Source organism: Collimonas sp. OK607 (assembly GCF_900111995.1).
Lineage (GTDB): Bacteria > Pseudomonadota > Gammaproteobacteria > Burkholderiales > Burkholderiaceae_D > Collimonas.
On sequence record NZ_FOKF01000016.1, the window covers coordinates 27765 to 54199 of the forward strand.

Annotated in this window: 26 protein-coding genes; 14 read left to right on the plus strand and 12 right to left on the minus strand. The window is 54.1% G+C overall.

All coding sequences use genetic code 11. The annotated features are described in order from the left end of the window. Position 1: 1 nt before the first annotated feature. The 6 genes from BM029_RS12610 to dctP form a co-directional block, all read right to left on the minus strand. Positions 2-901 carry a biotin-independent malonate decarboxylase subunit beta gene (locus BM029_RS12610; RefSeq protein WP_092436511.1) on the minus strand — a complete coding sequence of 300 codons (900 nt, stop codon included), beginning with the start codon at positions 899-901 and terminating at the stop codon, positions 2-4. Beyond that, positions 898-1212, minus strand: coding sequence for a malonate decarboxylase acyl carrier protein (gene mdcC, locus BM029_RS12615; protein ID WP_092436513.1), 315 nt, complete (start codon positions 1210-1212; stop codon positions 898-900). Before mdcC ends, BM029_RS12610 begins: the two co-directional genes overlap by 4 nt. Positions 1213-1275: 63 nt before the next feature. Then, complete coding sequence (mdcA, locus tag BM029_RS12620; RefSeq protein ID WP_092436515.1) at positions 1276-2937, minus strand: malonate decarboxylase subunit alpha; 1662 nt, start codon at positions 2935-2937, stop codon at positions 1276-1278. Continuing rightward, positions 2937-4286, minus strand: coding sequence for a TRAP transporter large permease (locus tag BM029_RS12625; RefSeq protein ID WP_092436517.1), 1350 nt, complete (start codon positions 4284-4286; stop codon positions 2937-2939). The genes mdcA and BM029_RS12625 overlap by 1 nt, the downstream gene beginning before the upstream one ends. Further along, complete coding sequence (locus BM029_RS12630) at positions 4283-4873, minus strand: TRAP transporter small permease (RefSeq protein ID WP_092436518.1); 591 nt, start codon at positions 4871-4873, stop codon at positions 4283-4285. Before BM029_RS12630 ends, BM029_RS12625 begins: the two co-directional genes overlap by 4 nt. Then, complete coding sequence (gene dctP, locus BM029_RS12635) at positions 4870-5889, minus strand: TRAP transporter substrate-binding protein DctP (RefSeq protein WP_092436519.1); 1020 nt, start codon at positions 5887-5889, stop codon at positions 4870-4872. The genes BM029_RS12630 and dctP overlap by 4 nt, the downstream gene beginning before the upstream one ends. A 197-nt stretch (positions 5890-6086) precedes the next feature. Here dctP and BM029_RS12640 point away from each other — a divergent pair, with 197 nt between their 5' ends. Beyond that, a complete protein-coding gene (locus tag BM029_RS12640; protein ID WP_092436521.1) occupies positions 6087-6776 on the plus strand; it encodes a GntR family transcriptional regulator in 690 nt (229 codons plus the stop codon). Here BM029_RS12640 and BM029_RS12645 read toward each other — a convergent pair. Next, positions 6773-7204 carry a hypothetical protein gene (locus BM029_RS12645; protein ID WP_092436523.1) on the minus strand — a complete coding sequence of 144 codons (432 nt, stop codon included), beginning with the start codon at positions 7202-7204 and terminating at the stop codon, positions 6773-6775. The two genes, BM029_RS12640 and BM029_RS12645, sit on opposite strands and share 4 nt — an antisense overlap. An 86-nt stretch (positions 7205-7290) precedes the next feature. Here BM029_RS12645 and BM029_RS12650 point away from each other — a divergent pair, with 86 nt between their 5' ends. Then, entirely contained in the window at positions 7291-7656 is a 366-nt protein-coding gene (locus BM029_RS12650; RefSeq protein WP_092436525.1) for a MerR family transcriptional regulator, read from the plus strand. A gap of 75 nt (positions 7657-7731) precedes the next feature. Next, a complete protein-coding gene (locus BM029_RS12655) occupies positions 7732-8235 on the plus strand; it encodes a GNAT family N-acetyltransferase (protein ID WP_092436528.1) in 504 nt (167 codons plus the stop codon). Positions 8236-8334: 99 nt separating this feature from the next. On the opposite strand, the gene BM029_RS12660 is transcribed toward BM029_RS12655, so the two are convergent. Continuing rightward, a complete protein-coding gene (locus BM029_RS12660) occupies positions 8335-9357 on the minus strand; it encodes an AraC family transcriptional regulator (protein ID WP_092436530.1) in 1023 nt (340 codons plus the stop codon). 213 nt (positions 9358-9570) lie between these two features. On the opposite strand from BM029_RS12660, the gene BM029_RS12665 reads away from it, so the two are divergent. The 8 genes from BM029_RS12665 (at position 9571) to BM029_RS12700 (ending at position 17097) form a co-directional block, all read left to right on the plus strand. Continuing rightward, complete coding sequence (locus BM029_RS12665; RefSeq protein ID WP_092436532.1) at positions 9571-10551, plus strand: quinone oxidoreductase family protein; 981 nt, start codon at positions 9571-9573, stop codon at positions 10549-10551. Positions 10552-10561: 10 nt separating this feature from the next. Next, a complete protein-coding gene (locus BM029_RS12670) occupies positions 10562-11410 on the plus strand; it encodes a TauD/TfdA dioxygenase family protein (RefSeq protein WP_092436535.1) in 849 nt (282 codons plus the stop codon). 51 nt (positions 11411-11461) lie between these two features. Next, on the plus strand, positions 11462-12526 hold the full coding sequence (locus tag BM029_RS12675; protein WP_092436537.1) for a beta-keto acid cleavage family enzyme: 1065 nt from the start codon (positions 11462-11464) through the stop codon (positions 12524-12526). A 104-nt stretch (positions 12527-12630) separates the two neighbouring features. Beyond that, positions 12631-13956: an MFS transporter gene (locus BM029_RS12680; RefSeq protein ID WP_244545028.1), complete on the plus strand. Its 1326-nt coding sequence runs from the start codon at positions 12631-12633 to the stop codon at positions 13954-13956. Beyond that, complete coding sequence (locus tag BM029_RS12685) at positions 13950-14600, plus strand: DsbA family oxidoreductase (RefSeq protein WP_092436539.1); 651 nt, start codon at positions 13950-13952, stop codon at positions 14598-14600. Before BM029_RS12680 ends, BM029_RS12685 begins: the two co-directional genes overlap by 7 nt. A gap of 5 nt (positions 14601-14605) precedes the next feature. Beyond that, positions 14606-14941, plus strand: a complete 336-nt coding sequence (locus BM029_RS12690; protein WP_092436541.1) for a Rieske (2Fe-2S) protein — start codon at positions 14606-14608, stop codon at positions 14939-14941. Positions 14942-15138: 197 nt separating this feature from the next. Next, positions 15139-15711, plus strand: coding sequence for an RBBP9/YdeN family alpha/beta hydrolase (locus tag BM029_RS12695; protein WP_092436543.1), 573 nt, complete (start codon positions 15139-15141; stop codon positions 15709-15711). A 207-nt stretch (positions 15712-15918) separates the two neighbouring features. Further along, positions 15919-17097: a porin gene (locus BM029_RS12700; protein ID WP_092436545.1), complete on the plus strand. Its 1179-nt coding sequence runs from the start codon at positions 15919-15921 to the stop codon at positions 17095-17097. 136 nt (positions 17098-17233) lie between these two features. Here the strand turns inward: BM029_RS12700 and BM029_RS12705 are convergent, their stop codons facing one another. The 3 genes from BM029_RS12705 to BM029_RS12715 form a co-directional block, all read right to left on the minus strand. Further along, positions 17234-18409: an NAD(P)/FAD-dependent oxidoreductase gene (locus BM029_RS12705; protein WP_092436546.1), complete on the minus strand. Its 1176-nt coding sequence runs from the start codon at positions 18407-18409 to the stop codon at positions 17234-17236. A 71-nt stretch (positions 18410-18480) separates the two neighbouring features. Next, on the minus strand, positions 18481-18651 hold the full coding sequence (locus BM029_RS12710) for a rubredoxin (protein WP_092436548.1): 171 nt from the start codon (positions 18649-18651) through the stop codon (positions 18481-18483). A gap of 138 nt (positions 18652-18789) precedes the next feature. Beyond that, the gene (locus tag BM029_RS12715) at positions 18790-19857 is read right to left on the minus strand and encodes an aromatic ring-hydroxylating dioxygenase subunit alpha (RefSeq protein ID WP_092436550.1); all 1068 of its coding nucleotides are present in this window, start codon (positions 19855-19857) and stop codon (positions 18790-18792) included. Positions 19858-20347: 490 nt separating this feature from the next. Here BM029_RS12715 and BM029_RS12720 point away from each other — a divergent pair, with 490 nt between their 5' ends. Then, the gene (locus tag BM029_RS12720; RefSeq protein ID WP_092436552.1) at positions 20348-20842 is read left to right on the plus strand and encodes an SgcJ/EcaC family oxidoreductase; all 495 of its coding nucleotides are present in this window, start codon (positions 20348-20350) and stop codon (positions 20840-20842) included. Positions 20843-21146: 304 nt separating this feature from the next. Here the strand turns inward: BM029_RS12720 and BM029_RS12730 are convergent, their stop codons facing one another. Beyond that, positions 21147-23351 (minus strand): OsmC domain/YcaO domain-containing protein, encoded by a 2205-nt coding sequence (locus BM029_RS12730; protein ID WP_092436555.1) that lies wholly within the window; start codon positions 23349-23351, stop codon positions 21147-21149. A 201-nt stretch (positions 23352-23552) separates the two neighbouring features. Here BM029_RS12730 and BM029_RS12735 point away from each other — a divergent pair, with 201 nt between their 5' ends. Together BM029_RS12735 and BM029_RS12740 are read left to right on the plus strand one after the other, a co-directional pair. Beyond that, complete coding sequence (locus BM029_RS12735; protein ID WP_092436557.1) at positions 23553-23936, plus strand: DUF2946 domain-containing protein; 384 nt, start codon at positions 23553-23555, stop codon at positions 23934-23936. An 86-nt stretch (positions 23937-24022) separates the two neighbouring features. Continuing rightward, positions 24023-26401, plus strand: a complete 2379-nt coding sequence (locus tag BM029_RS12740) for a TonB-dependent receptor (RefSeq protein WP_092436559.1) — start codon at positions 24023-24025, stop codon at positions 26399-26401. Positions 26402-26435: the final 34 nt, after the last annotated feature.

Below are 26435 nucleotides of genomic sequence, written 5' to 3' on the forward strand. Positions count from 1 at the left end.
CTCAAGCTCCCAGCCGCAATTCGGCAGTGGCGGTAACGAAAGCGTCTGCTTCCAGCATCGGCAGCTGCGCGGCGTCGGCAACACCGATCGCGCTCCAGATTTCAAGCGGATCGGCCGCGGCGCCAAAGCGATCGATGCGATTCTGTAAAAATTGCTGTTCTGCTTCCAGCGCTTCCAGCGTCAACGGAATGTTGCCGGCGTTGGCATGCGATTCTTGCGCCATATCGAACGCTGCCTGTCGAAACGCAGCGCTGCTGTCAGCCACCAGCATCTGGCAATCACCGAGCAAATAGCGATGCTTGCCGCCGCTGGTGCGCCACACCAGCGCCCGGTCGCGCGAATCGAATTCTTCGACGCCGTTGGCAGTCTCTATCACCTCCGGCCCCGACATCGCCAGCCGCCCCTCTTCCGACATCACGATCGCATTGGCGCAGCGGGCGACGATGCCCATGCCGCCGAAACAACCGTTGGAACCGCCGACCAGCACAATCACCGGAATGCCGGCAGCGCGTACCTCAAGCAAGGCGCGCATGACTTCGGACACGGCAATCAGGCCGGCGTTGGCTTCATGCAAACGCACGCCGCCGGTCTCCAGCAACAGCAACACGGCATACGGGCGTTCGCGCAGAGCGCGCTGCAACAAACCGGTGAGCTTGGCGCCGTGCACCTCGCCCACCGCGCCGCCCATGAAACCGCCCTCTTGCGCCGCTACGAATACACACTCGCCGTGCAGCCGCCCCTGGCCAACCGCCACGCCATCGTCAAACGATACCGGCGCATCCAGCTGCCCCAAGTGAGGACTGACTGTCCTTAGCGCGGGTGGCAGAAATTCATAAAAACTGTCGATATCCAGCACCGCAGACAAGCGCTCGCGCGCGTTCGCTTCCAGGTAGCTGCTCATGGCGTTTTCCCTGTCATGGCTTGCAGCGCCTGATCGAGACGCAAGCTGACTACCGCCGGGGTTGCTCCCATGTCATTGATCGCGATACGCGCATCGGCCAGTTGCCAGCGCTCCTGGAAATCACCCAGCACAGCTTCCCAGATAGCGCCGAATCCGCGCGCCGCAGTCCTGATTTCAATCGTGCAGGCGCCGTTCAGCGCGGCCGACTCCACCAGCACTTCCAGGTTGCCCGAACTGACTACGCCGGACAACTGGGCAGCGGGCGGAAGCCGGCGCTGACCGTGCTCAAAACGAAAATTCAAAGTTTCCACGAGACCTCCATTCACCAGCTCTTTGCAGCTACTCGCTGCATCAACTCTGTACTGCAGCCGTCTTTACCAGTTCCTGAAACGTCTCGGCGGGCTGTACAAACCGCCCGAGGCGCGCACCAGGTCCTTCATGCTTTTTGCCGCCAGCAAGTCGCGCGTCGCCAGCCGTTTATCTATGCCGAGATCCTCAGGCCGCTGAATGATTCCGCGGTCACGCAGGTTTTCGACCATGCGCTTGTCGCGCCCCAATCCTACCGGGGTATAGCCTGCAACCCCGCGTACTGCCTGTTCGCGTTCTTCGTCGCTGCGGCATAACAGCAAATTGGCCAGTCCTTCTTCGGTCAGGATGTGGCTCACGTCGTCGCCATAAATCATCACCGGTGGAAGCGCCATATCGGCTTGCTCAGCCAGCTCCCAGGCATCCAGCCGTTCGACGAATGCCGGCTGCATGTGTTCACGGAAGGTCTCGACGATTTGCACCACCAGTTTTTGTCCACGCGGAATCAGGTTCTTGCCTTCGCGCGCCTGGCGTCCGGCTTTCAGCCAGGCCGGACTGGCATGACGCCGGCCACGTGCATCGGCGCCCATGTTCGGCGCGCCGCCGAAACCGGCGATGCGGCCGGCGGTGGCGGTCGATGAATTGCCTTGTAAATCGATTTGCAGGGTCGAGCCGATGAACATGTCGCAAGCATAGTGGCCAGCCATCTGGCTGAAAGCGCGGTTGCTACGCATCGAACCGTCGTGACCGACAAAGAAAACGTCGGGGCGGGCCCGGATGTATTCTTCCATGCCGAGTTCGGAACCGAACGAATGGATAGACTCGACGAAACCGGCCTCGATCGCCGGGATCAGCGCCGGATGCGGATTAAGCGCCCAGTGTTTGCAGATTTTGCCTTTCAAGCCCAGCGATGCGGCATAGGTCGGCAAAATCAGTTCGATCGCGGCAGTATCAAAACCGATACCATGATTCAGGCGCTGCACCTGGTATTCAGCATAGATACCCTTGATCGCCATCATCGCCATCAGGACCTGGATCTCGGATATCTGCGCCGGATCGCGGGTAAATAACGGCTCGATGTAGTGCGGGGTCGGCGCCTCCACTACGAAGCTGACCCAGTCCGCAGGGATATCCACGCGCGGCAGCACATCGACTATCTCGTTAACCTGGGCGATCACGATGCCGCCACTGAAGGCAGTGGCTTCGACAATCGCCGGTGTGTCTTCGGTATTCGGCCCGGTGTAGAGATTGCCGTGGCGGTCCGCAGCCTGCGCTGCGACCAGGGCCACGCGCGGCGTCAGGTCGACAAAGTAGCGGCCGAACAATTCCAGATAAGTGTGGATCGCGCCGATATTCAACTTGCCGGCCGCCACTAGCCTGGCCAGGCGCACCGCCTGCGGCCCGGAAAAGGAAAAATCCAGGCGATCGGCGACACCGTTTTCAAACACATCCAGGTGTTCAGGCAAAGCCAGCACCGACAGCAGCATGTGCAGGCCGCTGATGCGACTGGAATCGAGCCTGGCCAGGGCCTTGGCCAGGAAATCGGCCTGTTTCTGGTTGTTCCCTTCCAGGCAAACCCGGTCGCCGGATTCCAGCACGCTGTACAGCAAATCTGCAATCCGTCCGGTGTCTACCAGTTTGCCTTTGCAGGCACTGCCAAGGACGTTGGCGGCGCGCTGCAAGCGCTGTTCGCGATTGGTATTGCGTAAATTCCAGCGCCGCCCGTCCATTACCTTACTCCCATCAACATATCAGGCAATCCGGTGACAATGCCCGGGAACAGGCAAAGCAGGATGATCGCCAGGAACATCAGCAGCAAGAACGGCAAGGTGCCTTTGATCACATCCGATAACGGAATATCGGGCGCAATGTTCTTGATGACAAACAAGTTCAAACCTACCGGCGGATGGATCAAGCCCATTTCCATCACCACCGTCATCACCACGCCGAACCAGATCAGGTCGAACCCTGCTTCGCGCAGCGGCGGCAAGATGATCGGTGCGGTCATCAGGATGATCGATACCGGCGGCAGGAAAAAACCAAGCACGATCACCATCAGCAAGATCACCGCCAGCAACAGCCATTTCGACAGATGCAGGGCAACCACCCATTGCGCCGCCGACTGGCTGATATGCAGGTAACTCATGACATACGAATACAGCAAGGACATGCCGATGATCAGCAGCAGCATGCAGGATTCCTTGATGGTCGAATTCAGGAACGGCATCAGGTCGCGCGGACGCCACATGCGATACACCACAGCGATCAGCACGATCGCCAGCAATGCGCCGAGACCCGCAGTCTCGGATGGCGTGGCAAAACCGCCGTACAAGGCGATCATCACGCCGATCAGCAAAATCAGGAAAGGCAGCACGCGCGGCAGCATTTCAACTTTTTGCGCAAGGGTGAAATGTTCGTCGTCCAGATAGGCTGACTTGACGCCGCCCTCGCTGTAGATGGCATGGGCGATCCGATATTCCTTGCGCGCGCGGTACACGGCATAACCGGCAAACAGGAACACCAGCAGCACGCCAGGACCGACGCCGGCCAGGAACAGGCGGCCCAGCGATTGTTCCGACGCCACCGCATACAAGATCATGGTGATTGAAGGCGGCAACAAAATACCGAGCGTACCGCCGGCAGCGATGATGCCGGCAGCAAAACCCGGTGAGTAACCGCGGCGTCGCATTTCCGGAATACCGGCAGAACCGATCGCCGAGCAGGTTGCAGGCGAAGAGCCGGCCATCGCCGCAAACAAGGCACAGGCAAAGACGTTGGCGATGCCCAGGCCGCCCGGCACCCGGTTCAGCCAGGCATGGATCGCCGAATACAGATCGCGCCCGGCCGGCGATTTGCCGATGGCCGCCCCCTTCAATATGAATAGTGGAATCGACAGCAAAGTGACCGAAGCAATTTCCTCGTAGACGTTCTGTGTAACCGTATCAAGCGAGGACGCAGGCATGAAGAAATACATGAAACCGGTCGCGACTACACCGAGCGCAAACGCAATCGGCATGCCGGAACACATCACGACAATCGTGACAATGCCGTACAAGGCACCTAAGGCAAGCGGACTCATTGCTCTCCCGAGACAGTTTTAGATTTGGCAGACGTGCTGCGGTCAGTCAGGCGTGTCAATACTTGCACCAGTATCTGCAAGGTCAGTACTGTCATGCCGAGCGCCATCAGCGAATAGGGAATCCACAATGGCGGTGCAAAAGTGGATGAGGTAGTCTGGCCTTCCGACCATGCTTCATGGAACAACGTCCATGATTTCCATGAAAAGAATCCACAGAACAGGAAAGAGATCACATCAACCAGCAGCAAACGCACCGCGTTCACTCCGGCCGGCAGTATCGAAGACAACGCTTCGATGCCGATGTGGCCGCGATACGACTGCGCGTAACCGGCACACAGGAAGATCACGCCAACCAGCATGAATACCGTGGCGTCGTCCTGCCAGTCGGTGGGAACATGAAAGAAATAGCGCGCGACCACTGAATAAGTCATGATCAGCGCTGTCAACATCAGCGCTGCCATGGAGAGATACAGCGCCAGTTTATTGAAGCGTTCGAGGACCCCGGCCAAGACCGCCACTACCGGATTATCCGGCATGGCAGGCAAGACGGGTCCGGTAGTCGGCTTCGCGTCGAAGCCGTGGCTCATAGGAGTTTCTCAGCCAGTTTTAGCAATTTTGCGCAGTTGTCGTTTCTCGCAGCGTAATCCTTCCACGCTGTGGTACGTGCGATGTCCTGCCATTTTTTGACGGTCGCCGCGTTCAAGTCGACCACCTTGGCGCCGGCTTTTTGATAGACCGCAGCTACGCCGGAATCATCGAGCCGCGCAGCGTCGATGGCAAACTTCTCCATCTCGGCGCCAACGGCCATCACCGCTACCTGCTGTTCCTTGGTGAGGCGGTCGAAGGTAGCCTTGGAAATCATCAAAGGTTCCAACATATACCAATAGGCTTTATCGCGGCCGGTGGTCAGGCTCTTGGATACTTCTTCCAGGCGGAACGAAATCAGCGAGGTAGATGACGTCATGGCGGCATCCATCGCCCCGGTCTGCATCGCCGCATAGATTTCGTTGGACGGCAGCGTCACTACTGCGGCGCCGGCTTCTTTCAGGATCAAGTCCATCTCACGCGAACCGCCGCGTACCTTCAACCCCTTGGCATCGGAAGGATCGACGATTGGCTTGGTGCGCGACGCCACACCGCCGGCCTGCCAGATCCAGCTGACGATGATGACGCCCTTTTCCAGCAGGATGCGCGACAATTCCTTGCCGACTTCCGCATTCTTCCAGGCTGCGCCTTGCTCATACGATGTCACCAGGCCAGGCATCAGGCCGATGTTCACTTCCGGCACTTCGCCGCCGGCGTAGTTAAGCGGCACCAGGGAAAAATCCAGGGCGCCTTTGCGCATTGCAGAGAATTGGGAGTTGGTCTTCATCAATGAAGAGCCGGGATAGATTTCGAATTTCAGGCTACCGTTGGTGCGCTTGCTGACTTCAGCGGCGAACACGCGGGTCAGGCGATCACGGAAGTCGCCTTCACTGATGGTGCCACCGGGAAATTGGTGCGAAATTTTCAAGGCGCTCGACTGCGCCCAGACTGACGACACCGACCAGAACGGTGTGCTCGCCAGCGCGCCCAGCACCGCTCTTCTGCTGATTAAAGACATATCCCCACTCCTCTGTTGGAAAAATTATCGATACAGTTTTAGCTACTTTTCACGCCATTATTGCTGAAGATAGATGCTATGTATTCTTCTTTCATTTTCTTGTATACACAATATTCCATAAAACATTTTCATGTCAACGAATAAATACGCCTTACAATCAAATCTCGGATACACATAATCCCAGAAACGGCCAAATTATGCTCATGACAAAAAATCGCTCGGAATCGCTACGCGAAACCATCGAAGAAATGATTGCAGTTGGTGAGTTTCGCCCAGGCCAGCATCTCGATGAAACCGACCTGGCCATCAAGTTCGGCGTCTCCCGCACGCCTGTGCGCGAAGCACTGATCCAGCTGGCTTCGATGGGCATCGTAGTGACTCGCCCGCGGCGCGGCACCGTAGTTGCCGAAATCGGTCCACGCCAGCTGGTGGAAATGTTTGAGGTGATGGCAGAACTGGAAGCCATGTGCGGCCGCCTGGCGGCGCGCAGGATGTCCAGCGAAGAGCACGCCAGCCTGCTGGCGGCGCACCAGGCCTGCATGGAAGCGCGCGACGCCCACGATCCCGATACCTATTTCTACAAGAACGAAGCCTTCCATGGCGCCATCTATGAAGGCAGCCATAACGCCTTCCTGGTGGCCCAGGCGCAATCGCTGCAGCGCAGGCTGCGGCCATATCGACGGCTGCAGCTGCGGGTGCGCGATCGCTTGAATGTCTCATACCAGGAGCATGACGGTGTAGTGCAAGCCATCATCGCCGGCGACAGCGAGCTGACGGCCGACTTGCTGCGCCAGCACGTGACGGTTCAGGGGCAACGTTTTGCCGACCTGATCGCCTCGCTGCAGCAACTGACTGTCAAGCCGGAGCCGCTGTACAAATATAGCTAGCTTCTTGCAGCGGCCGGGCCTAGCCTGGCCGGGCCGCTACGCACTGGCAAGCACTGCAAAACGCCGAAGACGACTTCCATCAGCGTGAAGCCGAGAATAATCACGCTGGCTCCATGGGCGACAGCATAGATTTGCCATGCCGCAAAGAGGAATCGCGCCGCCGCATCGTAGCGGCCGAATTGCTGCTGCGGATCGCGGATACGCAATATCGCCCACACCGTGACGATCGATCCCAGCAAGTTTGCCATCAGCATGTGGGCCGGCTCGAACGCTGGAAATCTGCCGGCCAGTTGCCACCTCCGCACCAGCCACAACAAACTCGCGTGCACCGCGGCAAAGGTCCAGGGTGTGGCAAAGCCGATGGTGGCCACCAGGTCGTACCAGGCACTGGCGCGGACGATGCGGCGATATTGCGTTTGATCGATCATTTTCTACCCTCTCCTCAAAAGAATGAATGAGCAGTCAGGGTAAAGCCTCGGGTACACTCCAAGGTCAAGCAAAACCGGGAGGGGAAATGCGTATCGGCAGTTTAGCTTCGGCCAGCGGCCTCAGCCGCGATACCTTGCGTTTCTATGAGGAGCGCGGGTTGATACGCTCCGCACGCGGCAGCAACGGTTATCGGATCTATCACCCCGAAACCGTAGAGATACTCCGGTATATCCGCACCGCCCAAAAGCTGGGATTCAGCTTGAACGAAATCGGCGCCAGCTTACCGGACTTACTGGACACTCCGGCGCCCGATGCGGCGGTTGCCGCATTGCTGATGGAGAAAGTGGCGATCATTGATCAGAAGATCGCCGAACTGGCTGATCTCAAGCGAGAATTGCTCGGGCGCGTAGCATTGAAGTGTCCGCTACTGAGCGCGCCGGAGGCTGGATAGATTAGAACGCCCGGGTCTCATGAAGAGACAGATCGCCGCTTGAGATGACATTAAATTACGTTAGGCCGCAAAAGAATGCTCCGACTTGCCAAAATCTCTGATGCACCGGAAATATTGCAAACCCGCATAGCCGCAATTCGAGCGCAGGCCTCTTTGCATTATCCAGCGGCAGAGATAGAGGACTGGTGCTCATCTCGAACCGCCGAGACATATCACACCGCGATTGAGCGGAAGATCGTACTCGTCGAAGATGTGAATGAAAGTGTCGTGGCATTCGGCCAATTGAACCCGGAGACGGCGTTCATCGAAGCTGTCTATGTCAGCCCGCCTCACTCCCGCCAAGGCATTGGCCTGAAAATTCTGCGCGCACTTGAAGCTATGGCAGCCAGGCGCGGAATCACAGCGCTCACTCTTGAAGCGTCTCTCAACGCAGTTGAGTTTTACCGTCGGGCCGGGTATGTTCCTGTCCTCGAGGAAAAACACCCGCCCACTCCAAAGACGTCTTCGGCGACTCTTCGCATGCGCCACGAAATTCGTTCGCGTGCTGCCAGAGTTTTCACAGAAAATTTACGGGAATGAATATTCGCGATGCGGCTGCAGCGGCGCGCAAAACAACCTGGGCTTTCTTTCCTTTACGCGACGCTTTGGCATAGTTGATCAAGACAGCCTGCCATTGGATCAGGCGGCACTATCCAGGTGCTGTTTTACGTGCATTTTCCGCCAGGTCGCCGGCGCCTCTCCGAATTCGGCTTTAAACCATCTCGTAAACGAGCTTGGCATAGAGTAACCCAGGAGCCCTGCTACGCGCCCCAGAGAAAAATTGGGATTTTCCATATAGCGCACGGCCAGATCGCGCCGCGCATTATTGACCAGATTCGAGAAAACCTCCCCCGACTCCGACAGTTGGCGCTGCATGGACCTGACATTCAATCCCATACTTTGCGAGATTTGCTCTATGGTTGCATGTCCGGCAGGTAAAGAAAGATAGATCGCTTTTTCGACATCGGATGCTAGAGAGTGTTCTGTTTCCCTTCGCATGGAATCGACATAATTTTGCGCATACTTGGCCATTTTTGAATCTGCGCGCGGGTTCGGTGAATTCAGGTCGGAAGCGAGGCAAACGATACCGTTGAATTCGCTGCCAAACTCAATATGTACTCCGAATATTCGGCGATAAATATTTAATTGCGGTGGTGCCTGGTGAGTAAAGTTCACACTGAGCGGCAACCAACGTTCGCCGATCAATGCATTAATCGTGCGGAATAACACGCCCAGAGCCAGTTCGATGGATTGTCGCGAGGATAGTTTTTTATCAGTCACGATTTCTTCTTTAATGATCACTTTCTGATCTGCGGCTTCGACGTGAATAGCCAGTGATTCATTCAGAAGATGTTTGTATTGCATGAGTGTCGACAACACATCTTTAAGCGTTTCCTGATGAGCAATTAGTAAGCTCATCACACCGAAATCGGATAATTGCCGTGATTCTGCCATCAGAAGGCCAAAAGTCGGACAGTTCGTCCGATCCGCAGAATCTTCCAGCAACTGAATTACAGCGCTGACAGGAATTTTCTGATCGGGATCCGCCAGCAAACTCTTACTCAGACCGACCTTTTGTAACAGGCTTTGAGGATTCAAACCAAGGCTATGCGCGACTTCAAAATAATTGGTAAGCGCTGCTGCCCTCACAAGCGTACTCATAGGAATCTCCCCCTTCAACCGGCTATTGCGTGATTTGATCAGCGATTTATTTTTGTCATGAAATGCGTATTTTCCGCTTTCATTATGCAACGTTTGTCATGAAATGAAAAGTTTGCGCCGTCCAATGCGAAGCAAGCAAGCTATGCCTCCAGTATATTTTTCTTCATGCGAACAACTCGCAAGAAAAATAAATCAGAAAACTGGAGATAGAGAATGTCTAAATGCGTTCGTTTTTACGAAACCGGTGGGCCAGAAGTTCTTCGCTATGAAAATGTGGAAGTCGGGAACCCTGGTCCGGGGCAGGTAAGGCTACGGCATGTCGCCGTCGGACTTAATTTCGCCGATACCTATTTTCGTAATGGCACCTACCCCGTGCCCTTGCCGTCCGGGATGGGGGTCGAAGCCTCGGGGGTGGTGCAAGCCGTGGGTAGCGGGGTGACTGATTTTTCAATCGGTGACCGTGTTACCTATACTGGTTTTCATACTGCATTGGGCGCTTACAGCACCGAGCGTCTGATCGATCCATCCTTACTGATCAAGTTGCCGGACACGATCGCTTTCGAGACCGCAGCCGCCATGACCATGCGCGGCCTGACTTCCGCCTATCTGATGCGCCGCATCCATGCTTACCAACCCGGCGACAGCATTTTGTTGCATGCGGCAGCTGGTGGCGTTGGCTTGATCGTCTCTCAGTGGGCAAAAGTTCTCGGACTGAGAGTGATCGGCACCGTATCTTCAGATGCAAAGGCAGCACTTGCATTGGCGAATGGATGTGACGAAGTCATTAATTACAGCCATGAAGATGTCGCCAAGCGCACCCGCGAGTTGACCGGCGGACGCGGTGTCGATGTCGTGATTGACGGAGTGGGTAAAGACACCTTTATGTCTTCGCTGAACTCGCTCAAACGTCGCGGCTTGCTGGTCTGCGTCGGGACAGCTTCGGGTTCCATTCCGCCATTTGACCCGGTTCTGCTGGCCATGAAGGGGTCTCTCTACATGACTCGTCCGGCGCTTGCCGATTACATCGCCGATCCGGCTGAAAAGGCGGCGCTGGCAAACGAGCTGTTTACGCACGTTGCCAGCGGCAACATCAATATCCAGATTAACCAGCGCTACAGTCTGGAAGACGCTACGGCCGCCCATCGCGATATGGAGTCGCGCAGCACCACCGGCTCTTCGATCTTTATCATCTGAGGAGACGATCATGCGTATTGAGCAATTGACTTGCAGCATAGGCGCAGAGGTGACTGGCCTCGATCTTGCCGATGCGACGCACGATGATGCCCTGTTTGCCGAAATCAAAGCGCAACTGATCAAGCATAAAGTGCTGTTTTTGCGCAATCAGGACATTAGCCGGGCCGAGCATGCCGCCTTTGCGCGCCGCTTCGGCGACCTGGAGGACCACCCGGTTGCCGGCAGCGACCCGGAACATCCGGGTCTGGTGCAAATTTACAAGACACCCGATCAGCCGAATGCACGCTATGAAAATGCCTGGCATACCGATGCCACCTGGCGACAGGCAACGCCATTTGGCTGCGTATTGCGTTGCGTGGAAACACCGGATGTCGGCGGCGACACGATTTGGGCAAATATGGTTCTCGCATACGAAAACCTGCCTGAAGACATCAAAACCAAAATTGCAACGTTGCGTGCACGTCACAGCCTTGAAGCGAGTTTTGGTGCCGTCATGCCAATCGAAAAACGACTGGCGCTGAAAGCGCAATATCCCGATGCAGAACATCCGGTTGTCAGGATACATCCCGATACCGGCGAAAAAATTCTATTTGTGAATGCATTTACTACGCATTTCACTAATTTTCATACTCCTGCCAATGTCCGCTTCGGGCAGGATTGCGCCCCTGGTTCCAGTCTCTTATTAAATTATCTGATCAGTCAGGCCAATATCCCCGAATACCAGGTGCGCTGGCGCTGGAAAAAAGACAGCGTTGCTATCTGGGATAACCGCAGCACGCAGCATTACGCGGTCATGGACTACCCGCCGTGCCATAGAAAGATGGAACGCGCAGGCATTAGCGGCGACGTTCCGTTTTGAAATTCAGAGCGCATTTTTTTAAATAAAACAGAATATATCAAGGAGTACAACATGCAATTTCTCGACGATTCATTGTTCCCGGAAAATCAGCACAAGGTAGTCATCACAGTCGCTCCGTACGGCCCGGAATGGGAGCCACGCGATTTTCCGGAAGATATTCCGGTCACCATGGAAGAACAAATTCAAAAAGCGGTCGATTGCTATAACGCAGGCGCAACAGTATTGCATTTGCATGTACGTGAACTCGACGGTAAAGGTTCCAAACGCCTGTCGAAATTCAATGAATTGATCGCAGGTGTCAAGGCAGCAGTGCCAGACATGATCATTCAGGTCGGCGGTTCGATTTCTTTCGCGCCGGAAAGCGATGGTGAAGCTGCCAAATGGTTATCCGATGATGCCCGCCATATGCTGGCTGAGCTCTCGCCGAAACCAGATCAGGTGACTGTGGCGATCAATACGACGCAGATGAACATTACAGAATTGATGATCCGCGAGGAACTCGCCGGGACTTCATTAATGGAGCCAGGCTACTACGACGCTTACCGCGAAATGACTGTACCTGCCGGGCCAAGCTGGGTGGAGGAGCACTTGCGTCGCTTGCAGGGAGCCGGCATTCAGCCGCATTTTCAGTTAACTGGCATGCATGCGTTGGAAACCTTGGAACGGCTGGTTCGCCGAGGCGTCTATACCGGTCCATTAAATGTGACCTGGGTTGGTATCGGCGGTGGTTTTGATGGTCCGAATCCTAATAATTTCATGCAGTTTATTAATCGTCTTCCCGATGGCACATGTCTGACCGCTGAATCTCTGATGCGCTACGTATTGCCTTTCAATATGATCGCGATGGCGATGGGCTTCCATCCACGCTGCGGTATCGAAGACGTCATCATGGATCAACATGGAAAGCGTATGACGTCTGTACAGCAAATCGAACAATGCGTGCGCATTGCCCGCGAACTGGGCCGTGAAGTGGCAACGGGTAAGGAAGCACGGGAAATTTACAAAATTGGCGTTCAGTACAAGAGCGCCGACGAGACTCTGGCGCAACTCGGCATGGCGCCTAACCGCGTGAAAGGCCAGCGAGGTTTCCCGTTGCGGGACGCGCAAACACAATAAGTAACAGCCGTACCCCACGATAAATGCAAACCGGAGCAGAAATATCTGCCCGAGTTTGCAAACATTGAATCGTCAAAATAAGGCGATCTAAACTGGAGACAATCTTGGCTTATCACTACGCATCATCTGGCGTGGACGCGAGTCCTATCGTCAATGTCACACGGCGTTACGCCTGGCTGGTTTTTGCACTGACCTTGGGATTGCTGATCTCCGACTACATGTCGCGTCAGGTGCTCAATGCCGTATTCCCGATGATCAAACTCGAATGGAATTTATCCGATTCCCAGTTGGGTGCTTTAGGAGGCATCGTCGCGCTGATGGTCGGGCTGTTGACATTTCCTCTTTCTTTACTTGCCGATCGTTGGGGGCGTGTGAAAAGCCTGGTACTGATGGCGATGTTGTGGAGTCTGGCGACGCTTGCCTGTGGTTTGTCGCAATCGTATCACCAGTTGTTTCTGGCGCGTTTTTTTGTTGGCGTCGGTGAAGCTGCTTATGGGAGTGTCGGGGTGGCGTTGGTGTTATCCGTCTTTCCTGCCAACTTGCGTTCCACGCTGACGGCCGCATTCATGGCCGGCGGCTTAATGGGTTCTGTTCTTGGCGTAGGTTTCGGAGGCGTGTTAGCTACGCACCTTGGATGGCGCTGGTCGTTTGGGTACATCGCTTTGTTCGGATTGATACTCGCTATTCTTTTTCCACTTTGCCTCAAAAAGAACAGGGCTGCTTTGGATCGTCCAAATGTGGCCAAGTTCAGATCCGATTCTAAAACATTCAAAGACCAACGTGCACCGCTTATTGGGTTGTTCTCGACCAAATCCGTGCTGTGTGCTTATGTCGGGAGTGGGCTTCAACTATTTATCATCAGTGCCCTGCTCGGCTGGATGCCGAGCTATTTGAACCGGTCTTACCTCATGAAGCCGGATAAGGCGGGCATTCTCGCTGCAGCATTTTTGATAAGTGCCAGTTTAGGCATGGTTCTGTGCGGCATGGTGAGTGATCGTCTGGGACGCAATTCGCCGGTACGAAAAGTGAAATTGGTCATTGGTTTTTGCATTACCAGCGGCGCATTGTTGATGTTTGCATTTCAATTGCCGTCAGGTTCTACGCAGCTCATTTTCATTGCTTTTGGAATGTTTTTTGCTGCAGGATCGGCAGGCCCGGCCGGAGCCATGGTCGCTAATCTGACCAGTCCTGCCATACACGGTACTGCCTTTGCGACACTGACTTTGGCAAACAATTTACTTGGCTTTGCGCCTGGCCCGATTGTGACCGGAATTCTGGCAGACCGACTTGGCCTGCAAGCGACATTGCAGTTGATTCCTTTAATCAGTATTGCGTCGACTTTGGTGTTCATGATTGGTAAGCATTATTACGAAAACGATCTGAACAAAGTCGCATCATTGGCCTTGAAAAAAAATATCGCGACATGTTAACGATGACGAACTTACAAATTGAAGTCGGTTTTGATCTGATCTGCCCTTGGTGCCTGATCGGTAAAGTCAGCCTGGATAAGGCGATAAGTAGATTTACAGAACAATATCCGTCAGTAGAAGTGAATGTGAAATGGCATGGAGTGCAGCTGCTGCCAGATGTGCCAAAGAATGGACTGCCATTCCAGGCATTCTATGAAAAGCGATTGGGTAGTCTGCAAGCGATGTCTTTGCGTCAGCAACAAGTCAATGATGCCGCGGCCAAGGTAGGTTTTCGTATCAACTTTGATCGTATAAAGACATTTCCGAATACGGCAAAAGCGCATGCTTTGCTTACCTGCATGTCGAATTTTATCGGCGAAGAGGAATACAAAAAAACGTTGGATCGTTTGTTTCATGGATATTTTTTCTTCGGCGAAGATATTGGCAGCGATGAACTGCTTTATAGCGTCGCTCAAGCTGCCGGGATTGGAAAAAAAATGTTTGATGAGTGGCTGGAACAGCCAGAATCGAATATTTTGACGGATGGGTATCTGACACAAATCAGAGGTGTTCCACACTATGTTTTCAATCAAAAGACCGAAATTAGTGGAGCACAATCTCCCGAGCAAATCTTCGCCGTCATGCAAAATTTATTGAGAAGCTAAACGCAATGACAGTCACATCGCACATGCTTGGCAAAACGGATATATCTACCGGCCAAAGAATGTTTGTCCGCATTGGCGGAAGAGATATTGCGATTTTCAATGTCGACGGGGATATCTATGCAATTGATGATAGCTGCCCGCATTCCGGAGCGTCGTTGTTTCGCGGCACGTTGGATGGTTACATGCTGAAGTGCCCCGCACATGGCCTGAGTTTTGATATTCGTAGCGGATGCATGAAATATGGCGCAGGCATGGCCGTCCGCACTTACGGAAACAAATTGATAGATGGAGAAATCGTTTTCGATTTCCAGGAAATAAAGAATGCAGAGAAGCCAGCATGAATTGAAAGAACCGATGATCGTTGGCGTTAAACCGGTTCTTTTGATGGTCACTGAAACGACATGTTTAACCCGCTTCGTTTTATCCATGCCGAGCATGCAGCCGAGAGGTTGAATTTTCACTAAACGTTTGAACTAAGGCGGACGCAATCTGCGTGAATGCCAGGCACCGTTTCGTCCGCAATATTTGGAGAGTCAAAATGTTAGATCAAAAAAACACCACAATTTTAATTGTTCCGGGACTGAGGGATCATGTGCCGGAACATTGGCAAACTTTGCTTGAAGCACGCTTGCCGGCATTCAGATCGATTCCTCCTCTCGAGACAAATAAATTGGATCTTGCAGCGAGAATCGCGGCGATTGAGAAAACAATCAATGAAATCGACGGCCAGATCATCGTCGTCGCACATAGCGGCGGAACCATCATGTTCGCCCATTGGGCGCAAAGACATTCAACTGAAAAAATTTCGGGCGCTTTGCTAGCTGTCCCACCGGATTTTGAAAAACCACTTCCAGCAGGATATCCAACCATCGATGAGTTCAGGGAAAAAGGATGGTTGCCGGTGCCGCGCGCACCGCTTCCGTTTCGTTCCATCGTCACCGTCAGCGAGAACGACCCCTTGGGTGAGATTACGGCTGTAAGCGCACTAGCCGGCGACTGGAAAAGTCAAGTTATCAACCTGGGCAGGGTCGGACATTTGAATCCGGCTTCAGGATACGGAGATTGGCCGGACGCGGATGCGCTGATTCAGCGACTCATCGACGCGTGTTGAGAGCTGGGAATTTCCGTTTTTGATATTCAAGCTTCGATTCATCTTAAAGATTAAAAATCCGAATTTCTGTCCAGGGAGAAAAATTAAAAACGATAAATCTCAAAGAACTTGATTTGCTGAGAAATGTTCTGAGAGTCGCGATGATTTTGTTTGAATTCAAAAATAATAGTTTTCTTCATCATTTTAAAAAACATAACGGAGACAAAGATGAAATTGAAGTTAACAGGCATTGCAATAATTTCTTTATTTAGTTGCGCAGCATCCGCGCAATCTTCGGTCACGATCTATGGCATGGCCGATTCCGGGATACTGTCGATATCGAACAATTCGAATCCTGCCTTAGGTTATCTGCCTAACTCAACTAATGGCGGTGCAGTTATCGGTGTCAAAGATGGCGGAATGGGACTGAGTTTTTGGGGTATGCGTGGTTCCGAGGATATCGGTAACGGAATGAAAGCTAACTTCAATTTACGGGGAAATTTTTCTACTCAGACTGGCGCTGGCGGCGGCCCCAATTCTTCAGGCGGAACTTCCATGTTCAATCAAGAGGCCAATGTAGGCATTTCCGGCGATTTCGGTTCGATCAAGGCGGGTCGTGTGATCGCCCCGGTGTTTTACGCATTTTCCGCAACGGATGTACGTGGCGGCGCTTATTTTGGCAGTAGCTTAACCGGGTTGATCGGCTTAAATAGCGCAACAGGTGCTTTTGCCGGCAGCAATTCAAATGCCGCCGTTGCCACCATCTACAATGACAATGCCATCGTCTATGTTTCTCCAAAAATGTCGGGGATCACGGCTAGTTTTGAGTACGCATTTGGTGAAGTTGCAGGAAATACGTCCGCGGGAAGGCAAATCGTTGGGACCCTGGCCTACGATGATCCTCATTTGAAACTGGATGCCATTTATTACACTGGAAATGATAACGGCATCGTTGCTTCGCTGAACCCCCAGGGGCACGCCACCAATCGCCTGATGCAGATCGGCGCGATGTACACCTTTGACGCATTATCGTTGAGCATTGGATATTGGAAGGCGGAAAATCCTACGTTTCCAGGCGCCGGAACGAATCCGGCCAAATTTGGTGGTGCTGCGACTACAGGGAGTCTCAACATGATTAACTATGGATTAGGGTATCGCATTTCGCCATTGCTCAATCTGACCTCCGGCGTGTACAGCATCAAAGACAACAATAACAGTGCCAACAAATCCGTCATGTATGTGGTCGGCGCCGATTACGCGCTGTCGAAGAGCACCAAATTGTACCTGGAAGCAGCCAACGTCAATAACCACGGTAGCAATATGAATCAGTCTCCAGTCTATGCGCAACCAGTAACGGCAGGCTTGACTACGCATGCATGGATGGCAGGCATCAACCACAGATTTTAAGTTTTCAACTTAAGAAGCTGTTGAGGCTATTGCCACTGACTCTATGTAATGAATGGCGGTTATTGTTGATTTACCGAGATGGCCCCAAGTGATGCCTGCAGACCGTCGCAGGCATTTATTCGAAAATGGACAGGCTTCAAGCCAGCCATGGCGCCATCGTACTCAATAGCGTGTTCTTCTCTTTGACATAGTCCCCCATCAACGCAAAGCCGCACATCTCATTTTGATCGTTGCGGAAAACCGACCAGACGCTTTCGGGATTGGCTTCATCATCAAATGCCCTGGCGCTTTCCCAGCGGCCATTTGCATCCAGCGGCGGCACCACTACAGTTGGCATGACCGGGGTCTTCACCACCACCGGCATGGCTGGATACACCACCCGAGTCGATTCGCCATTGAGTGTTTTCGCTAATGCGCGGGCTGCCTGCATGATCGGCATCACGTAAGGCAGCACTAGTCCGTCCACCTCCGCGCAATCGCCCAACGCGTACACATCGTTGGCGCTGGTGTGCAGCCATGCATTGGTGACTATCCCGCGCTCAACGAACAAGCCTGACTTGCGCGCTAACGCAACTCTTGGCGTCAAGCCGATTGCTGCAACTACGCGATCGACCTCCAGTATTTCGCCGCTTTCCATGTGTATGCAGTACGCATCACCGCGGCGTTCTATCGATTGCGGCGTTTTCCCGAGATGTAACGTCACCCCTGCTTTGCCTAATGCCGCCGCCATTGCCTGCCCTGCCGGCTCTGGCAGCAAACGGCTCAGTGGCCATGAAGCGGGATCGACCAAAGTTACGTCAAACTGCGCCGACGCCAGATCGTTCGCGAATTCGCAACCGATTAGTCCGGCGCCAAGTATGGCGACGCGGCGGCAGCCATCTAGCGCCTGCCGGAAGCGGGTGTAATCCGCCAGGTCGTTAACGGTCAATACGTCCGCCGCACCGTCGCCACTCAAATTGGTTTGACGTTGATCGGCGCCCAAAGCCAATACCAGGGATGAATAGGGCAAGCGTCTGCCAGCCACCGGATTGCCGGCCACCGTTATGGTATGGGTATGGGGTGAGATTTCTTCGACTTCGACCTCGCTCAGGATCTCGGCATTGAGCTGGGCAGCCATTTTTTCGGCTGTAAAGTTGACCAGGCTGGCTGCATTCTTACCTTGTTGAAAGGCATTCGACAACATCGGCTTCGAATAGAAGCTGCCGCAATCCCGGCTGATGATAGTGAGCGGGGTTTCCCGATTCAGTTTGCGGAATTCGCGCGCAACGGTGTAACCCGCAAGCCCGCTCCCGATAATAATAATGGGTGCCATGATAAAAGCCTTTTATGTTGATACTGTCAGGTGATCGCTTTTGGCACGCTTATGCCACGCCTATGCCACGCCTATGCCGCGATTAACACCATTTCGAATTCCGCCTTGCCGACGCCGCAGTCAGGACAAAACCAGGCGTCAGGCACGTCTTCCCAAGGGGTCCCCGGTGCAATGCCGTGCTCCGGCATTCCGCTGGCTTCGTCGTAGCGAAAGCCACAAACCACGCATTCCCATTTCCTCATATTGTTCTCTTCTGTCTATCGTTAGCCTTAACGCGCAGGATCACTCGCAGTCGTGCGGTTAAGGAAGGCTTGCGCATTTGCGCATTCAAGTGGGCGTTACGGCCCTTCCCTCTGGGCAGGGAAGGAAGGGACAGCGCGTCAAGCTGAGTAAGCGGCGCCCAGCCCAAGCAGACTCATCGAGCGACGATAGGCGCCGGAAGAACGGTCGGCAAGGATATGCGCCTCGATCCCTTTGTCCAGAGGCAGATCGTCCGGACGCTGGGTTTCCACAATTGCCCGGTCTTCTTCAAAAATCTGCCGGTTGAAGTCATAGACTTCCTGCAATGGCTGGTCTTTGTCGAAATTGCGGGTTATCGGAACAAACAGGCGCGTCGAGCGCGCCGAAACCGGGCTCGCGGCATTCAAGATCGATAGCACTCCACCCTCGGGGAAGTCGACCGTCAGACTTGCTGTGAACGGCAGTTCGATGTTGAATACGCGGCGCCACCGATAGTCGGCGGGCGCCCGATGCTGCATTCTTTTGGGGAAATTGCTGACATTGCTGATGTATTCGGCATGCATGCCCCGGGCGGTGCGCTCGGCGGAATATTGCGGCACAAAGGGATTGTTGCGATCGGCAAAGGTAGCTTCGTGTATCCAGGCGAAATGGGCCACGTCGATGAAGCCTTCGACTTGCCTGCCGGCGGAAGCTGCTATGTCGATCGACGGCGGCAGGATCTGCTGGAAATCGGGATTGTCCCAGGTCGGGAATTCGGGGAATGGTTCATGTCCGCCGCCAAGCGAGGTCCAGATCAAGCCGTACCGTTCCTGGGCTGGATACATGCAGATTTTGAGGCGATCGGAAATGTGTCCATCCGGTTGCGATGGAATATGGCGGCATTTCCCGTCCGGCCCGTAACGCAGTCCGTGATACGGACAGACGATATTTTCTCCTTCGACCCAACCCAGGCTCAGCGGCACGCCGCGGTGCGCGCACATATCTTTGGCGATGACTACGCGGCCCTCGGCGCGATAGGCGACCAGGCGCTCGTCCAGCAGGCGTACGGCGATAGGCTTATCGGTCAGATCGGAAGAAAAAGCGACGGGATACCAGAATTTGCTAAGAATTTTCCAGTCTTCCGGGTGGAAGGTGTTGTCGCGGGGAGGAGTAGGTTGAAACGGATTTTGTTGCGAGTTGGTTGCTATAGAAATAGGCACATATGACATCAATTCTCCAAGTAAATTCATAGCGCGCCTATGAGGCATGCTGCAAATTCCCCATAGGGGCTAACGGTAGGTGTATTTGCTTCAATGTTTCCGCTGCAAGCGCTCAGTCATATCGAGACATCGTGGACAGGACAGAGGCCAAGAGCAGAATAGTGCTTAAGTTTGCTAATCGCTATATACAAAAGAATATTACGATAATCCTGTGCGTGATATGCGATCCAGGTACTACTATGCGCAAATTCGAGCGAAAGATTACCTCCCGCAACATTGGCATTAACAGCCAATATTGCCCCGTAACTTGGCAATTCATTGATCACGTCCTATATTTAGAATGCTTGTTTGACAATTGGCGGGGTTGCCACGGGGTTGCCACGGGATTATCATTTCATGGGCGATGTCCGGCTCCTCTTCGAAAAGAGCGCCCAAAAGTGCATGCATAACGATTGTGGTTATGCCCTACCGTTTTTCGATCACCACAAGAGGATCGCAAATGAGGAACATCTCTACCCTGTCAGCAGTTCTTGCCGTTGTTCTCGCAGGCTGCGCCTCGGCTCCGTCGGAGTCCGGATCCGTGTCAGCACAGTCAGCGCGCACGGAAGTCTGCAAGGCAACCAACGAACAAGAAATCTCAGCCTTGTTTGACCGATGGAATAGCTCGCTGCAAACCGGCGACCCGCACAAAGTTGTCGCCAATTACGCCGAGCGCTCTGTCCTTCTCGCCACCGTGTCGAACAAACCGCGACTGACCCCGGCCGAGAAGGAGGACTACTTCCAGTACTTCCTTAAAAACAAGCCCATGGGGAAGATCGACTCGAGAACAATCGAGATTGGTTGTAATACCGCGGTTGACGTGGGACTCTATACGTTCACCTTTGGCACTACGGGTGCGCAAGTCAAGGCGCGCTATACATACACTTACAAGTGGGACGGAAAACAGTGGCTGATCACAAGTCACCACTCTTCCGCAATGCCCGAGAAGAGCTGAGGCGCCAACGGGTATAGCCCCTCAGTTCAGCCTGCAGATTCGAGACTCTCTGTTAAATGCAATCGGTGCATTTCGAGAGTCCGCGCTTCGCCATCATGCGACAGTAAAGTAGCCGCAGCATCCGTTGCGCCCTGATCAGATTCGACGACCCGCGCAAACATCTGCGCCTCGAATTCGATCCTCAAGCCGAACGGCCCGTCTCTCAGGGGGCGAGCAGTCCAGCATGGCGCAATTACGGCGGTTGCCCTGGTATCGAACGCCGGGGGATGAACGGCATCAGCCCATCCCGCCATGACTCATACCCCTAACTGGCTGTAGCCGCCACATTGGCCCGAGCCTTATGCAATTTTTTGTAGCTGTCGATCAAGCGCTGGTGCCTATCGAGACCCTCCAGTTTCATACTCGTTGGCGTTAACCCGAAGAAGCGCACGCTGCCGTCCACCGACCCCATTACCGCATCCATCCGAGCGTTGCCAAACATCCGGCGGAAATTGACCACGTAATCGTCCAGTTCCAGGTCGTCATCCAGCAGCACCTCTAGCACCGCATCCAAGGCCTGATAAAACAATCCGCGCTCGACCGTGTTGTCGTTGTACTGCAGGAAGGCTCCCACCAGCTCTTGCGCCGCCTCAAATTGCTGTAAGGCGAGATGAATCAGCAGCTTCAACTCGAGAACGGTTAGTTGTCCCCACTCCGTATTCTCGTCAAATTCGATACCGATCAATGTGGCTATGTCGGAATGTTCATCGAGCTCACTGTTATCCAACCGCTCAAGCAGCGCATCCAGGCTGGCATCGTCCAGGCGATGCAGATTCAAAATATCGGCGCGGAACAACAGCGCCTTGTTGGTGTTATCCCAGACCAAATCTTCTATCGGGTAAATTTCCGAGTAACCGGGCACCAGGATCCGGCAGGCTATGGCGCCTAAATTGTCATACGCCGCCATGTACACCTCTTTGCCCATGCCTTCGAGAATACCGAACAAGGTCGCAGCTTCGTCGGCATTGGAGTTTTCACCGTGGCCGGAAAAATCCCATTCAACAAAATCGAAATCCGCTTTGGCACTGAAAAATCGCCATGACACAATTCCGCTGGAATCTATGAAGTGTTCGACAAAGTTATTCGGCTCAGTCACGGCTTCACTTGTAAAGGTGGGCCGAGGTAATTCGTTCAGACCTTCAAAACTGCGACCCTGCAGCAATTCCGTCAGACTACGCTCCAGCGCCACCTCCAGGCTTGGGTGTGCGCCGAACGAGGCAAACACACCGCCTGTCCGTGGGTTCATCAGGGTGACGCACATCACCGGGTACACTCCTCCCAGCGACGCATCCTTCACCAACACTGGAAAGCCCTGCTCTTCCAACCCCTGAATGCCGGCAAGAATGCCAGGATATTTCGCCAGCACTTCCTGCGGCACATCAGGCAATGTGATTTCACCTTCCAGGATTTCGCGTTTTACCGCCCGTTCGAAAATTTCCGACAGGCATTGCACCTGCGCTTCGGGCAGCGTGTTACCGGCACTCATGCCATTGCTGACGTAGAGGTTTTCGACCAGGTTGGACGGAAAATAGACCACCTCGCCGTCCGACTGCCGCACAAACGGCAGCGAACAGATACCGCGCTGCACATTGCCGGAGTTGGTATCGACCAGATGCGAGCCAAATAAATCGCCGTCAGGATTGTAAATTTGCAGACAGTACTCATCCAGGATTTCAGCCGGCAGCGCATCTTTGCGGCCAGCCTTAAACCAGCGCTCGTTCGGGTAATGTACAAACTCCGCGTTGGCGATGTCTTCACCCCAAAACGTGCCGGCGTAGAAATGGTTGCAATTCAGCCGCTCGATATACTCTCCCAGCGCCGACGCCAACGCGCTTTCCTTGGTCGCTCCCTTGCCATTGGTAAAACACATTGGCGAGTGCGCATCGCGGATATGCAGCGACCACACATTGGGAACAAGATTGCGCCACGAAGCGATTTCAATCTTGATGCCCAAGTTCGCCAAAACACCCGACATATTGGCGATGGTTTGCTCCAACGGCAGATCCTTGCCCGCAATATAGGTGCTGACGTCAGAAGCCGGCTTCAACGTCAGCAACGACTGAGCATCGGCATCCAGGTTCTCTACATCTTCAATTACAAACTCGGGTCCGGCTTGCACCACTTTTTTGACCGTACAACGCTCGATGGAGCGCAAAATACCCTGGCGGTCTTTGGCAGAGATATCCGACGGCAACTCGACCTGAATCTTGAAAATCTGCTGGTACCGGTTTTCCGGATCAACAATATTATTCTGCGACAGGCGGATATTTTCAGTAGGAATGTTGCGAGTTACGCAGTACAACTTCACAAAGTAAGCTGCACACAAGGCCGATGAGGCCAGAAAATAATCGAAGGGACCTGGCGCCGAGCCATCGCCCTTGTAACGGATAGGCTGGTCGGCCACTACCGTGAAGTCATCGAACTTGGCTTCAAGACGTAGCTTATCGAGAAAGTTGACCTTAATTTCCATGGGGGAACTCTAAAAATAATGTAGCCGCTATTATCCGTCGCCACGCCGGTACCGTGTAATGTATTGATGGTTTCCTCAAACGCTGCCGATGTCTGCCCTTCAAAGCCAATACAATCTTTCCATATAGCCCACTTATTGCCGTCGCGATATAATCCGCTTCGCACCTCACCTCTCCGGTGCTGAAATCCTCGTAAATCTCCCATGTTACGTATCCGCCGCCAAAAATTCGTTGTCTGGGCTTGCCTGTTTGCCATCTGGCTGGGAATCCTCATGCCGACGGTTTCGCAGTCCATCAAGGCGGCGGGAACGATACAGATATACAACGAGATCTGCACCGCGGCCGGACTGGTGCATGCCGTTCCGGCTGACAGTGGCAACTCTTCTGCACCGAATACCGATCACTGGAATGCTTGCGGCTACTGTACTTTGCTGGCCAATAGCCCGCCGCCGACGGTTTCTTTCGGCTTGTTGCCGATAAGCGCCACTGTCTCCGAACATACCGGCCTGCCGCTATACAGCTACATCCCGCCACGCCCGTTCCGTGGGCAGACTCACCCGCTCGACCCTCCCCTGACTCTTTCCTGATTTCCATTACCGGCATCTGAGATGCCGCCTATCTCCGGTTGCGCCTGCAATCCGGGACGATTACCGTTTGAAGTCCAGGGGAATTTATGTTTGATTTGCTCACGCAAACCAAGAGTGTTTCAACGCGCCGCTATTTGTCGTCGCTGCATCTATCAAGCCAGTCATCGAGATTATCTACGTCGTTGCGGCCGCTACCGCTCTCTCTCATGCTCGCCCTGCCCATGATGTCGCAAAGCGCATGGGCGGCTGAGGATGATGTCCACGCAGTGCACGAAGTGCTCCACGAAGTGTTTGTCAGCGCTGCCAGGGAAAAGCGGGTACTTGATCCCAACCTGCCCGCCAGCAGTGAACGCATCACTGCGGCGCAGTTAGAAAATCTCAACGTCATCAATACTGAAGACGCCTTGAAGTACATGCCGAACATGGCAATTCGCAAACGTTTTGTGGGCGATGAAAACGCCACGATTTCGGTTCGTGGCAACGGCACCTCCCAGACCGCACGCGGCCTGGTGTATGCGGATGGCCTGCTGCTCAGCAATTTCATGGGCAACACGCATAGCTTCCCGCCGCGCTGGTCCATGGTTTTTCCGGAAGATATTGCCCAGGTCGATGTGATCTACGGCCCGTTTTCTGCACTGTATCCGGGCAATTCCATGGGGGCGACGGTAGCGATCACCACCAAGATGCCGACAAAACTGGAAGCGATGGCAAGGGCGCAGGTCTTCAGCCAGCAATTCAACATGTTCGGCGTCGACGGCCATTTCGACGGCAACAAAAGTACGGCGGCTATCGGCAACAAAGTCGGCGACCTGTCTTTCCTGCTCGGCATAGACCACCTCAGCAATGCCGGCCAGCCATTTGTCTATGCCAGCCAGCCGCGCTCTACGCAAGTTGCGACTGCCTCTGCGATTCCTGTCACTGGCGCTTATTCATATACCGACCCTAACGGCGCTCCGGCCACCATCTTCGGCGTCAATGCCGAGGGCGCCGAGCGAGCGGTGCAGGATCTGTTCAAGTTCAAGGCCGTCTACGATATAACGCCGGCGCTGCAGGCCGGTTTCACTTTCGGCTACTGGCGCCAGCAGGTAAGCAACAGTACCCAGACCTTCTTGCGCGACGCCAACGGCAATCCCGTGTATTCAGGCTTGGTTAATATCGGCGGCTATCAATATAACCTGCCGGCATCCTTCTTTGCGCCGGCGGCCAGCGAAAGCGAGAACCAGCTGTATGGTTTAACGCTGAAAACCCGTAACGCCAGCGGCTGGAACTACTCGGCGATTGCATCGTATTTCGACGTTTCAAAGAGCATTTCCAGATCCGCCAGCAGCGGGTTGGCCAGCAATCTCAGCGGTGTCGCCACCTATGGCGACGGCTCGGGCTGGAAAACGCTGGACCTGATGGCCGACTACAAACCGGCAACCGTCAACGCCGGCAGCCATTGGCTGACTTTCGGCTACCACTACGATGATTATTTCCTGGAAAATACTACGCTCAACCTGAGCAACTGGCGCAGCAACGATGGCGGCAGCTTCAACAATACCTTTGCCGGCAAGACTGAAACCCAGGCACTGTATGCGCAAGACGCCTGGCAATTGAACCAGCTCTGGAAGCTGACCTACGGCCTGCGCTATGAAAACTGGCTAGCTTACGATGGCGCACGCGCGACCAGCGCTGCGGCCCAGCGCTACGACAACCGCAACCTGTCGTACTGGTCGCCCAAGGCGGCACTCTCCTATCAGGCTACTTCCGACCTGACAATCCGCTTCTCTACCGGGCGCGCCTATCGCTTCCCGACCGTCAGTGAACTGTTCCAGGGCAGCCTGACCGGCTCCACGCTGATCAACAACGATCCGAATCTCAAGCCGGAAAACGATCTGGCGAAAGAGCTGAGTGCAGAATGGTCGCATTTCAACGGCATGCTGCGTATGTCTTTGTTTGAAGACGACGTGAAGAACACCTTGTTCAGCCAGACCAACACGACAGTGTTCCCCAACGTTACCAGTATCCAGAATATAGATCGGGTACGCTCGCGCGGGATCGAGTTCAGCTATTCGGCCGAAGACGTTTTACTGCGCGGACTGGACCTGAGCGCCAGCGTCGGTTACACCAGGTCGATCATCCTGGAAAACAGCAAGAATCCGGCGACCGTCGGCAAGAACTTCTACCGCATCCCTTTGTGGCGCAGCAATCTGGTCGGCAGCTATCGCATCAACGACCAGGCTAACGTGATGCTGGCCGGACGCTACTCGGGACGGCAATACAACACGCTGACCAATACTGACATCAATCCGAATACCTTCGGCGGCACCAGTTCTTTCCTGGTGTTCGACACCAAACTGACATTCAAGCCCACTAAAAATACCGAGCTGGGACTCGGCATCGACAACCTGACCAACCGCCGCTACTACGTCTACTACCCTTACCCGGGCCGGACGTTCTATCTGGAAGCCAAGGTCAGCCTATAAGTGGTCAAGACCCCGGTTCAGATCATCATTTTTA

What these genes read in the sequence shown, in the direction of transcription:
- BM029_RS12685 (WP_092436539.1), top strand. Translation starts at nt 13,950, where the DNA reads ATGTTAACGATGACGAACTTACAAATTGAAGTCGGTTTTGATCTGATC.
- BM029_RS12650 (WP_092436525.1), top strand. Translation starts at nt 7,291, where the DNA reads ATGCGTATCGGCAGTTTAGCTTCGGCCAGCGGCCTCAGCCGCGATACC.
- BM029_RS12610 (WP_092436511.1), bottom strand. Translation starts at nt 901, where the DNA reads ATGAGCAGCTACCTGGAAGCGAACGCGCGCGAGCGCTTGTCTGCGGTG.
- BM029_RS12625 (WP_092436517.1), bottom strand. Translation starts at nt 4,286, where the DNA reads ATGAGTCCGCTTGCCTTAGGTGCCTTGTACGGCATTGTCACGATTGTC.
- BM029_RS12640 (WP_092436521.1), top strand. Translation starts at nt 6,087, where the DNA reads ATGCTCATGACAAAAAATCGCTCGGAATCGCTACGCGAAACCATCGAA.
- dctP (WP_092436519.1), bottom strand. Translation starts at nt 5,889, where the DNA reads ATGTCTTTAATCAGCAGAAGAGCGGTGCTGGGCGCGCTGGCGAGCACA.
- BM029_RS12730 (WP_092436555.1), bottom strand. Translation starts at nt 23,351, where the DNA reads ATGGAAATTAAGGTCAACTTTCTCGATAAGCTACGTCTTGAAGCCAAG.
- BM029_RS12710 (WP_092436548.1), bottom strand. Translation starts at nt 18,651, where the DNA reads ATGAGGAAATGGGAATGCGTGGTTTGTGGCTTTCGCTACGACGAAGCC.
- BM029_RS12705 (WP_092436546.1), bottom strand. Translation starts at nt 18,409, where the DNA reads ATGGCACCCATTATTATTATCGGGAGCGGGCTTGCGGGTTACACCGTT.
- BM029_RS12700 (WP_092436545.1), top strand. Translation starts at nt 15,919, where the DNA reads ATGAAATTGAAGTTAACAGGCATTGCAATAATTTCTTTATTTAGTTGC.
- mdcA (WP_092436515.1), bottom strand. Translation starts at nt 2,937, where the DNA reads ATGGACGGGCGGCGCTGGAATTTACGCAATACCAATCGCGAACAGCGC.
- BM029_RS12695 (WP_092436543.1), top strand. Translation starts at nt 15,139, where the DNA reads ATGTTAGATCAAAAAAACACCACAATTTTAATTGTTCCGGGACTGAGG.
- BM029_RS12740 (WP_092436559.1), top strand. Translation starts at nt 24,023, where the DNA reads ATGTTTGATTTGCTCACGCAAACCAAGAGTGTTTCAACGCGCCGCTAT.
- BM029_RS12655 (WP_092436528.1), top strand. Translation starts at nt 7,732, where the DNA reads ATGCTCCGACTTGCCAAAATCTCTGATGCACCGGAAATATTGCAAACC.
- BM029_RS12670 (WP_092436535.1), top strand. Translation starts at nt 10,562, where the DNA reads ATGCGTATTGAGCAATTGACTTGCAGCATAGGCGCAGAGGTGACTGGC.
- BM029_RS12735 (WP_092436557.1), top strand. Translation starts at nt 23,553, where the DNA reads ATGTTACGTATCCGCCGCCAAAAATTCGTTGTCTGGGCTTGCCTGTTT.
- BM029_RS12660 (WP_092436530.1), bottom strand. Translation starts at nt 9,357, where the DNA reads ATGAGTACGCTTGTGAGGGCAGCAGCGCTTACCAATTATTTTGAAGTC.
- BM029_RS12645 (WP_092436523.1), bottom strand. Translation starts at nt 7,204, where the DNA reads ATGATCGATCAAACGCAATATCGCCGCATCGTCCGCGCCAGTGCCTGG.
- BM029_RS12675 (WP_092436537.1), top strand. Translation starts at nt 11,462, where the DNA reads ATGCAATTTCTCGACGATTCATTGTTCCCGGAAAATCAGCACAAGGTA.
- BM029_RS12715 (WP_092436550.1), bottom strand. Translation starts at nt 19,857, where the DNA reads ATGTCATATGTGCCTATTTCTATAGCAACCAACTCGCAACAAAATCCG.
- BM029_RS12720 (WP_092436552.1), top strand. Translation starts at nt 20,348, where the DNA reads ATGAGGAACATCTCTACCCTGTCAGCAGTTCTTGCCGTTGTTCTCGCA.
- BM029_RS12665 (WP_092436532.1), top strand. Translation starts at nt 9,571, where the DNA reads ATGTCTAAATGCGTTCGTTTTTACGAAACCGGTGGGCCAGAAGTTCTT.
- BM029_RS12630 (WP_092436518.1), bottom strand. Translation starts at nt 4,873, where the DNA reads ATGAGCCACGGCTTCGACGCGAAGCCGACTACCGGACCCGTCTTGCCT.
- BM029_RS12690 (WP_092436541.1), top strand. Translation starts at nt 14,606, where the DNA reads ATGACAGTCACATCGCACATGCTTGGCAAAACGGATATATCTACCGGC.